Below are 9,645 nucleotides of genomic sequence, written 5' to 3' on the forward strand. Positions count from 1 at the left end.
TATGGTCCAGTCTCGCGCCAGCAACCATATTGGTCAATAACGCAAAAAGAAGCCCCTGCCCGTTAACCGGTACAGGGGCACCTTTCAAAAATCAATCGCCATCAGGCTCAGACAGCTTCAAGCGCAATCGCGATGCCCTGGCCAACGCCAATGCACATGGTCGCCAGCGCACGCTTGCCACCGCTGCGTTTCATCTGAAGGGCTGCGGTGCCGGTGATACGTGCACCAGACATGCCGAGCGGATGTCCAAGCGCAATCGCGCCACCATTCGGGTTCACACGTGCATCATCATCGGCAATGCCAAGATCACGAAGCGTCGCCAACCCTTGGGATGCAAAGGCCTCGTTCAGTTCGATCACGTCGAGCTGATCGGTCGACCAGCCAAGGCGTGCGAGAAGCTTTTTGCTTGCCGGGGCCGGGCCAAAGCCCATGATGCGCGGCGCGACACCGGCGGTCGCACCTCCAACAACGCGTGCAATCGGGGTCAGGCCATATTTCTTGACCGCGGCTTCTGATGCGACGATCAGCGCTGCGGCACCGTCATTCACACCTGATGCATTGCCTGCCGTGACCGAGCCGCCTTCGCGGAACGGGGTCGGCAATTTGGCAAGTTTTTCGGCCGTGGTACCCGGGCGCGGATGTTCATCCTTGTCCACGACAATAGCATCGCCTTTACGCTGCGGTATGGTGACCGGGGTGATTTCCTCGCCCAAGTTGCCATTTTCCTGTGCGGCGACCGCCTTATCCTGCGAACGAGCAGCAAAGGCATCCTGATCTTCGCGCGAGATGTTGAAATCCTCGGCAACGTTTTCGCCGGTTTCGGGCATGGAATCCACGCCGTACTGTTTCTTCATCACCGGGTTCACGAACCGCCAGCCAATGGTGGTGTCATAGATTTCCGCATTGCGCGAAAAGGCCGAAGACGCCTTTGGCATGACAAACGGCGCACGTGACATGCTTTCAACGCCGCCAGCAATCATCAGTTCGGCTTCGCCCGACTTGATCGCGCGCGCCGCCATAATGATCGCATCCATGCCCGAACCGCACAGACGGTTGACCGTGGTGCCAGTCACAGTTTCCGGCAGACCAGCCAGAAGTGCGGACATACGCGCAACGTTGCGGTTATCTTCACCAGCCTGGTTGGCACAGCCAAAGACGATGTCGTCAACAGCGGCAAAATCCAGATCCGGGTTACGATCCATCAGCGCTTTTAGCGGAATGGCACCAAGATCATCGGCACGCACCTGCGACAGGCTGCCACCAAAGCGGCCAATCGGGGTGCGGATGTAATCGCAAATATATGCGTCAGCCATTTCTAAGATCCTTTTTATTGCTCTTACTGCTGGTCCCCATGGGCCTTAGCAGTACGAGCATGCAGTTCACGCAGAACCTGCAATTCTTTCTCGGACGGGATCGCAGTTTCGGCGACTTCGTCGGCGAACTCAACATCCCAACCGGTATTTTCGATGATTTCTTCGCGGGTTACGCCCGGATGGATCGACGTCACAACGAATTGCTTGCCGACCGGATGCGGTTCCATGATGCAAAGATCGGTAATCAGACGCGACGGACCTTTCGTATCAACGCCGTAAGATGCGCGGTCATCACCACCCTTGCCATGACCAAGCGATGTCACGAAATCGATCTTGTTCACGAAGCCGCGTTTGCTTTGCTTCATGACGAGGAAGACTTCACCACAGCTGGTCGCAATTTCCGGCGCACCGCCACCGCCCGGCAGACGGACCTTGGGGTTGTCGTAATCACCGATGACGGTGGTGTTGATGTTGCCATACTTGTCGAGCTGGGCCGCACCAAGGAAGCCAACCGAAATCTTGCCGCCCTGCAGCCAGTAGCGGAACATTTCCGGCACGGCGACGGTGTTCACAGCGGTTTCGCAAAGCTCGCCATCACCGATCGACAGCGGCAGGACATCCGGCTTTGTACCGATCGTGCCACTTTCATAGATCAGGGTAATGTCGGGCGCATGGGTCAGGCGCGCAAGGTTACACGCAGCTGACGGCATACCGATGCCAACAAAGCACACATCGTCGTTCTTAAGCGCGCGTGCGGCGGATACCGTCATCATTTCAGTCGGGGTATATTCAACCATGATTTTTCCTCCGCTTAGCCTTTGTTTGCTTCACGCTTGGCCGCGAAATCTTCGGGACCGCCGTTAATGACATGCTCTTCGATCCAGGCCTGGAACGCTTCGCGATCACGGGCAATCGGATCCCATGCCTTATAGAACGCGTTGTCGCGCTTGTAGTAGCCTTGGGCATAAGACGGATGCGCCCCGCCCGGCACTTCGACAATTGCGGTCACCGCCCAGTTCGGCAGCATGACAGCATTGGGCGAGATATCGCCGAAATCATCGACAATCTCTTCGACGGTGATGATCGATTTCTTTGCTGCCAGAACGGCTTCTTTCTGAACACCGACAATGCCTTCAAACAGAACGTCGCCCTTTTTGTTGGCTTTCTGTGCGTGCACCACGGTGACATCCGGGCGGATCGCCGGAACAGCCGCCAGGCTTTCACCGGTGAACGGGCATTCGATGAACTTGATGTTCGGGTTTACGCGCGGCAATTCCGCCCCGCGATAGCCCTTGAACACTGCGCAAGGCAGGCCAGCAGCACCCGCGTCATAGGCATTTGCCATCGCAGCGTGGCTGTGTTCTTCGATCTCGAGCTTGGTCGGCCATTCCTTCTCATAGGCATCGCGCAGACGGTGCAGCGAGCCGACGCCGGGGTTACCACCCCAGGAAAAGATCAGTTTTTTGGCACAACCGGCACCGATCAGCTGATCATAGATCATATCGGGCGTCATGCGGATCAGGGTCAGGTCCTTGATGCCCTGACGAATGATTTCGTGTCCGGCAGCATGCGGGATCAGATGGGTGAAGCCTTCCATCGAAATGGTGTCGCCATCCTTGACGCAGGATGCGACCGCCTCTTTAAGCGACATGAAACGTGCAACCACGGCAAAACTCCTGTGGTATCAATCCAAAACAATACGAATGCTGGGCAACTGCCGCAGCTTTGCAGGAAATTTGGTCGATGGCTGCGACCGCCGGCTTTCCCCAAAGCAGCGGACGCAGCCATCGCGCCAGACCGACTTACACGTCGAAGAACACGGTTTCCGCGTCCCCCTGCATGTGGATATCGATCCGGTATTCAATCCCCGTCGGGGTTTCGACACGCTTGGCAATCAGGGTGTCGCGACGATCTGCCGGGACTGACTGCAAGACAGGATCCTTTGCATTCAGTTCCGCTTCATCGTCAAAATAGAAACGGGTAAAGGCGTGAACCAGCATGCCGCGCATAAACACGATCACGTTGACAAACGGCGCACCTGCGTCTTCGACGACACCTGGCTTTACTGTATCAAACCAGAAGCGCAGCTTGGCATCCGTGCCCGTGCCGCAACGGCCAAGACCACGGAAACCGGTTTCGGAAACATCAACCGGCTTTTCGCTGTAAACGCCATTGGCGTCAGCCTGCCAGATTTCGATCATCGCATCATTGACCGGATTGCCTTCGCCATCAAAGACGGTGCCGGTGATGCGGATATGTTCACCGGCTGCATCCGGACCGGCAACGGTCGGATCAGCGATATCGGTGAAGTCGTATGCGTATTGTCCTGCGGTCAAGCCATAGGCGAAATACGGGCCAACCGTCTGTGAGGGGGTTTCACCATAAGCCATGACTTAATTCTCCATCGGGGTGCCGTTGCGTCCACGCAGGACAATGTCGAACTGATAACCAAGGGCAAAGCCTTCCTCGGTCTTGTCGATCGAGAATTTGGCAATCAGGCGTTCGCGGGCTGCCGCGTCCTCGGTGCCGAGGAAAATCGGATCAAGATCAAGCAGCGGATCACCCGGGAAATACATCTGGGTAACAAGGCGGGTGGCAAAGCCCGGACCAAACAGCGAGATGTGGATATGGTTCGGACGCCACGCGTTGAAGTGGTTGCCCCACGGATAGGCGCCCGGCTTGATGGTATAGAATTTGTAATTGCCCTGATCGTCGGTAAAGCAACGACCCGACCCGCGGAAGTTCGGATCGAGCGGCGCATCATGTTGATCGACCTTGTGCACATAGCGACCAGCAGCATTCGCCTGCCAAATTTCAACAAGGATGTTGGGCTGCGGACGGCCATCGGTATCCATCACACGACCATGCACGACAATGCGTTCGCCAAGCGGCTCGCCATTAACGACGCCATTTTTGGTCAGATCGAAATCCAGTTCGCGCACGCTTGCCGGGGCAAAGCGCGGACCGGTGCCTTCGGTCAGGCCCGATTTGATCGCAAGCGGTGCCTGGGTCGGACCACGCAGGATGGTGGACTTGTAACCGGGTGCGATATAGGGGGCGTGGGAACCCCAGTCACGCGGTTTGAAGGTGGACATGTGACTTACTCTCCCTTGGATGCCGCGTCGATCTCGGCATAGGCTTGTTTGGCGATGCGGAAGGCCGTATTGGCGGCGGGAACGCCGGCATAAACCGCAACATGCATCAGGGTTTCACGGATATCATCGCGTGTCGCCCCGGTATTCAAGGTCGCCCGGATATGCATGGCGAGTTCTTCTTCGTGACCCAACCCTGCAAGCAGCGCGATGGTCACGATCGAACGTTCACGCTTGGTGAACGCGTCACTCGTCCAGACACCATTCCAGACATTCTCGGTGATATAGCGCTGAAAACCTTCGTCGATTTCCGTGATGTTCTTGGATGCGCGATCCACATGTGCATCGCCCAGAACGGAACGGCGGGTTTTCATGCCAACGTCATACCGGCTCTCAGACAAGGTTCTTCTCCTTGGTAAATCGGTCGATCAACCGGGTCAGCAATTCCGGGGTTTCGATGCATGGCAGATGCCCGACCCCGTCAATCAATTCGAATTCGGCACCGGGGATCGCGGCTGCCATGGCGCGCACCACATCGGGCGGCGTTGCCAGGTCTTCCGATCCACAGATACATAGGGTCGGAACAGCGATTTTACCCGCCGCATCGCGCAGATCACCATCGCGCAGCGCAATACAGGTCCCGACATAGCCTTCAACCGTGGTACGAACCAGCATGTCGCGATACATCGCGGTTTCAAGAACCCGTTCCTTGCGGAAAGTCGGCGACAGCCAGCGTTCGATGATCGCATCACCCATCGACGCAATCCCGTCGGCCTTGATGGCCTCAATCCGGGTGTTCCAGCTGTCATAATCGCCAAGCTTGGAGGCCGTATCACACAGGATCAGGCCGCGCACACGACCGGGCACCAGTTCGATGACTTTCTGGGCGATCAGACCACCGACCGACAGGCCGCAAATGATCACCTGATCCAGACCAAGATGATCAAGCAACCCGATCAGATCATTGGCATGCAGCGACACGTCATAAGGCGCATCGCCAATACCGGAAAGACCATGGCCACGCTTGTCATAGGTGACGATGTTAAAGCGTTCGGACAACGTATCAACAACATCGTCCCAGATGCGCAGATCCGTACCCAGAGAATTTGCAAAGACCAGCGCCGGACCGTCTTTGGGCCCCGACTGGCTATAATGAATGTGTGTCCCGTTGACCGGGGCGACTTGCAGACTCATTATCATTTCCACCCTGCTTGTTTGCCCTCACATTCGCAGATGGTTTTGGTTATGTAAAATGAGGAATTGCGTATTTTGCATAACTATATAATTATGAATCAGATACCCATAAGCACATTCTAAACTGCTGACATATAGGGCTCCATGCTAGATCAACGCATCAAATTCCGTCATTTGACCTGCTTTCTGGAGGTCGCGCGCCAACGCAGTGTGGTTAAGGCCGCCGATACGCTGTCCATTACCCAGCCGGCTGTGTCAAAGACCATTCGCGAGCTGGAAGAACATCTTGATGCGCGTTTGTTTGACCGATCAAAGCGTGGCGTAACCCTGACCGATTTCGGCAAGGTTTTCCTGCGCTATGCCGGGGCCAGTGTCACCGCCCTTCGTCAGGGTGTCGACAGCATCAGCCAGGTGCGCATGCAAGGCGGTCTTTCGATCAATCTGGGCGTATTGCCGACGGTTGCGGCAAGTGTCATGCCCAATGCCATTCGCCATTTCAAAACCCTTAGCCCTGATACAACGGTCAAGGTCGTGGCGGGGCCGAACGTGATGTTGATGGGGCAATTGCGCGTCGGCGAGCTTGACCTTGTGGTCGGGCGACTGGCGGAGCCCGATCAGATGTCGGGCCTGTCATTCATTCATCTCTATTCGGAACATATTTCGCTGGTCGCACGGCCGGGGCATCCATTACTCGCCGATAAGAACCCGGACATTACCCGCATTCGCGAATTCACCGTTCTGGTGCCGCCGAAACACGCCATTATTCACCCGACCGTCGACAAGATGCTGATTGCGCACGGCATTGGCGCCCTGCCCGACCGTATCGAAACCGTTTCGACATCTTTCGGCCGTGCTTTCACGCGTGAAACCGATGCGATCTGGATCATCTCGAACGGGGCGGTGGCGTCCGATATTGCCGAAGGGCATCTGGTCGAATTGCCGATCGATACCAGCGACACCTTTGGTCCCGTAGGGCTGACGACGCGAATTGATTCGCCGATTTCCCCGCCGGTTGAAATGCTGATCAATGCCGTACGCGAAGAAGCGTCCCGTCATCACAGCGAACAGGCAGCGACAAAAACATAATCATTTGGTTATGGATATGTGCCTACATATCATTATACATAACCATCACGTACCTATTAGATTGCTCATAAATCGGCATGGCTGAATTGCGCCAGACGCAGGTCATGTGACAAAAAGAACAATAAAAACAACAAGAAAAACAAGAACAATAAATCTTGGAAAACTTCGTACGCTAGATGCGCATCGTGGCTGAAACGTTTGTCGGCGCAATGAACGCGACAAGACGTTCAAAGGAGGAAGAGAATGAAACAGATCACCAAATTGCTTGCCGGTGCTGCTGTCGCGACCATGGTGTCGTTTGGCGCACACGCACAGGAAGTTACCCTGACCGTCCACCATTTCCTGGGCCCGAAAGCACCGGCCCAGTCGAAGATGATTGAACCGTGGGCGCAGAAAATCGAAGAAGAATCAAACGGCCGCATCAAGTTTGAAATCTTCCCGTCCATGTCGCTGGGCGGCAACCCGCCGGAACTGTATCGTCAGGTCCGTGATGGCGTGGCCGACATCGTCTGGACCCTGCCGGGTTATACCCCGGGCGTTTTCCCGCACCTTGAAGTGTTTGAGCTGCCGGGTGTTCACCTTGGTGATGCACGCGCAACCAACCTTGCAATGTGGGACCTTAAAGACGAATACGCCGAAGACCTTACCGACGTTCACACCCTTGCGGTTCACGTCCATGCCGGTCAGGCGATCCATCTGACCGAAAAAGACGTCCGCACCGTTGATGACGTCAAGGGTCTCAAACTGCGTACCCCGACCCGTACTGGTTCCTGGGTGATTGAATCCTGGGGTGCAGAACCGGTTGGCATGCCGGTCCCGGCCCTGCCGCAGGCATTGTCGCTTGGCGTGGTTGACGGCGGCATGGTGCCGTTCGAAGTTGTTCCGCCGCTGAAGCTTGCTGAAATGATTTCCTATTCCGTTGAAGGCGAAGGCGTGAACTCACGCTTTGGCACCTCGACCTTCCTGTTTGCGATGAACAAGGATCGTTACGAGAGCCTGCCTGATGACCTGAAAGAAATCATCGACCGTAACTCCGGTCGCGATTTTGCTGCTGAAATCGGCACCATCTGGAATGATGTCGAGGAAGTCGGCAAACGCATGATCAACGAAGGCAAAGGCCAGGTTGTTCAGCTGACCGCAGAACAGAAAGCAACCTTTGATGCCCCGGCAGCAACGGTTGTTGATCGCTGGATCGAAGAGTCCAAATCTGCTGGCTTCGACGGCGCCGCACTGGTTGAAAAAGCCAAAGCCGCCGTCCAGGCCCATACCGAGTAACATCCGAACGTTGCTGGTAAATCTTGTAGGGTCACGTATCATATTGATGCGTGACCCTGTTTTCCCGCGAGAATGTTAGAGATATGAAAAACGTGCTCTACAAGGCCGCTTCGTGGCTTGCCGTTGCTGGTGGCATGCTTGCTTTGCTGATCGCGATTGTGACGATTGTCAACGTCACCGCCTTTGGTCTGGACAAGCTCGCCCGACTGTTCGATGCCAACGTCCCTGCCATCATTGGTTATGAGGACTTTGTCAGCATGATCGTCAGTTCGGCCGCCCTGATGTTTTTCCCTTATTGTCAGGCACATCGCGGTCATGTCGCGGTTGATGTCTTCATCAAAATGTTTCCTGCCTGGTTCTCGCGCGTTGTTGATGCGATTTCCGGCATATTGATGACCTGTCTGGCGCTGTTCCTTGGTTACATGATGGTCAATGGCCTGATCGAGGTTCGTAGCGACAACACCCTTTCCGCAATTCTGGGCTGGCCGATCTGGCCGTTCTATGTGCCGGGCATCATTTCGATGTTCCTGTGGGCCGCAATTGCCGGAAACCAGATTTTCGAGAGAGAGGCCGATGTCTGAACGTGAATTGATCGGCCTTGGTGGCCTTGCCGTTCTCTTTTTCATTTTGGCACTTCGCGTTCCGGTCGGCCTAGCCATGGTCGGTGTCGGGATTGGCGGCAACTATGTGCTGAGCCTGTTTTTCCCGTTCATGCGCTTTGACCCTTACCTGCAGCAGTTCAAATCCCTGCTGTACGGGATTGTGTCGAACTATGAACTTTCGGTCGTGCCGCTGTTTGTTCTGATGGGCTATCTCGCAAGCCAGGCCAACCTGTCACGCGATCTGTTTCAGGGTGTCAATGCGATGCTGGGCCGCTTCCGTGGTGGTGTTGCCATGGCCGCCATCGGGGCCTGTGCGGGCTTTGGCGCAGTGTGCGGATCGTCGCTTGCGACCGCATCGACCATGGGTAAGGTCGCCCTACCAGAACTCGATCGTTTGAAGTACTCACCGCGTCTGGCCACCGGTACGCTGGCGGCTGGCGGAACGCTGGGTATCCTGATCCCGCCATCGGTCGCGCTTGTGATCTATGCAGTGACGGTTGAAGCCTCCATCATTCAGATGTTCCAGGCGGCCATCATTCCGGGGCTGATTGCCGTTCTGTTCTTTATGGCGGTAATTGCCATTCAGGTCCGCCTGAACCCGTCACTGGCCCCGAAACCTGAACCGATGCCCGCCGCCGAGCGCAAGGAAGCCTTGCTGCGCCTGATCCCGGTGATGGTGATCTTTGGTTCGATCATTCTGGGTCTTGGTGCCGGTCTGTTTACCCCGACGCCTGCGGCCGGTGTGGGTGTGTTCGCCATTCTGGTTTACGGCGCCTATATGCGCTGGAAAGGCAAAGGCGGGCTGACCTGGAAGGGTCTTCGTCAGTCGCTTAAGGATACAGCGATTACGTCTTCGATGATCTTCTTCATCCTGCTGGGTGCGGAAATCCTCAAGGGCTTCTTTAGCCGTGCGAACCTTCCGGCCTATATGGCAGAAGCAGCCGCGACCAGCGGGTTTGATCCGTGGCTGGTGATGGTTTTGATGTTGCTGGCACTGATCCTGCTGGGCTGCTTCATGGAAAGCCTGTCGATGATCGTGGTGGTGATCCCGTTCTTCTGGCCGGCCCTTGTTGACATCAATGG

Annotated in this window: 11 protein-coding genes; 4 read left to right on the forward strand and 7 right to left on the reverse strand. The window is 56.0% G+C overall.

Translation table 11 applies throughout. The annotated features are described in order from the left end of the window. Nucleotides 1-107 precede the first annotated feature (107 nt). From pcaF to pcaD, 7 genes are all read right to left on the reverse strand, one after another. The gene (gene pcaF / locus CMO10_RS18040; RefSeq protein ID WP_297024726.1) at nucleotides 108-1,313 is read right to left on the reverse strand and encodes a 3-oxoadipyl-CoA thiolase; all 1,206 of its coding nucleotides are present in this window, start codon (nucleotides 1,311-1,313) and stop codon (nucleotides 108-110) included. A gap of 23 nt (nucleotides 1,314-1,336) precedes the next feature. After that, on the reverse strand, nucleotides 1,337-2,110 hold the full coding sequence (locus tag CMO10_RS18045; RefSeq protein ID WP_044826851.1) for a CoA-transferase subunit beta: 774 nt from the start codon (nucleotides 2,108-2,110) through the stop codon (nucleotides 1,337-1,339). Nucleotides 2,111-2,124: 14 nt separating this feature from the next. Continuing rightward, nucleotides 2,125-2,979, reverse strand: a complete 855-nt coding sequence (locus CMO10_RS18050) for a CoA transferase subunit A (protein ID WP_297024727.1) — start codon at nucleotides 2,977-2,979, stop codon at nucleotides 2,125-2,127. A gap of 136 nt (nucleotides 2,980-3,115) precedes the next feature. Beyond that, on the reverse strand, nucleotides 3,116-3,703 hold the full coding sequence (pcaG, locus tag CMO10_RS18055; protein ID WP_044826853.1) for a protocatechuate 3,4-dioxygenase subunit alpha: 588 nt from the start codon (nucleotides 3,701-3,703) through the stop codon (nucleotides 3,116-3,118). A 3-nt stretch (nucleotides 3,704-3,706) separates the two neighbouring features. Then, nucleotides 3,707-4,408: a protocatechuate 3,4-dioxygenase subunit beta gene (gene pcaH, locus CMO10_RS18060; RefSeq protein WP_297024728.1), complete on the reverse strand. Its 702-nt coding sequence runs from the start codon at nucleotides 4,406-4,408 to the stop codon at nucleotides 3,707-3,709. Nucleotides 4,409-4,413: 5 nt separating this feature from the next. Further along, nucleotides 4,414-4,806: a 4-carboxymuconolactone decarboxylase gene (gene pcaC, locus CMO10_RS18065; protein WP_152630574.1), complete on the reverse strand. Its 393-nt coding sequence runs from the start codon at nucleotides 4,804-4,806 to the stop codon at nucleotides 4,414-4,416. After that, complete coding sequence (gene pcaD, locus CMO10_RS18070; RefSeq protein WP_297024729.1) at nucleotides 4,799-5,599, reverse strand: 3-oxoadipate enol-lactonase; 801 nt, start codon at nucleotides 5,597-5,599, stop codon at nucleotides 4,799-4,801. The genes pcaC and pcaD overlap by 8 nt, the downstream gene beginning before the upstream one ends. A gap of 144 nt (nucleotides 5,600-5,743) precedes the next feature. Between pcaD and pcaQ the strand changes: the two genes are divergently transcribed. From pcaQ to CMO10_RS18090, 4 genes are all read left to right on the forward strand, one after another. Then, the gene (gene pcaQ / locus CMO10_RS18075) at nucleotides 5,744-6,685 is read left to right on the forward strand and encodes a pca operon transcription factor PcaQ (protein WP_297024730.1); all 942 of its coding nucleotides are present in this window, start codon (nucleotides 5,744-5,746) and stop codon (nucleotides 6,683-6,685) included. 243 nt (nucleotides 6,686-6,928) lie between these two features. Further along, nucleotides 6,929-7,960, forward strand: a complete 1,032-nt coding sequence (locus CMO10_RS18080) for a TRAP transporter substrate-binding protein (protein ID WP_297024731.1) — start codon at nucleotides 6,929-6,931, stop codon at nucleotides 7,958-7,960. An 83-nt stretch (nucleotides 7,961-8,043) separates the two neighbouring features. After that, nucleotides 8,044-8,541, forward strand: a complete 498-nt coding sequence (locus tag CMO10_RS18085; RefSeq protein ID WP_044826858.1) for a TRAP transporter small permease — start codon at nucleotides 8,044-8,046, stop codon at nucleotides 8,539-8,541. Then, nucleotides 8,534-9,645, forward strand: a 1,112-nt coding sequence (locus CMO10_RS18090) for a TRAP transporter large permease (RefSeq protein WP_297024732.1), incomplete at its 3' end; no start/stop codon positions are given. The genes CMO10_RS18085 and CMO10_RS18090, both read left to right, overlap by 8 nt.

This window comes from Thalassospira sp. (assembly GCF_002709775.1).
In the GTDB taxonomy this organism is placed as follows: Bacteria; Pseudomonadota; Alphaproteobacteria; order Rhodospirillales; family Thalassospiraceae; genus Thalassospira.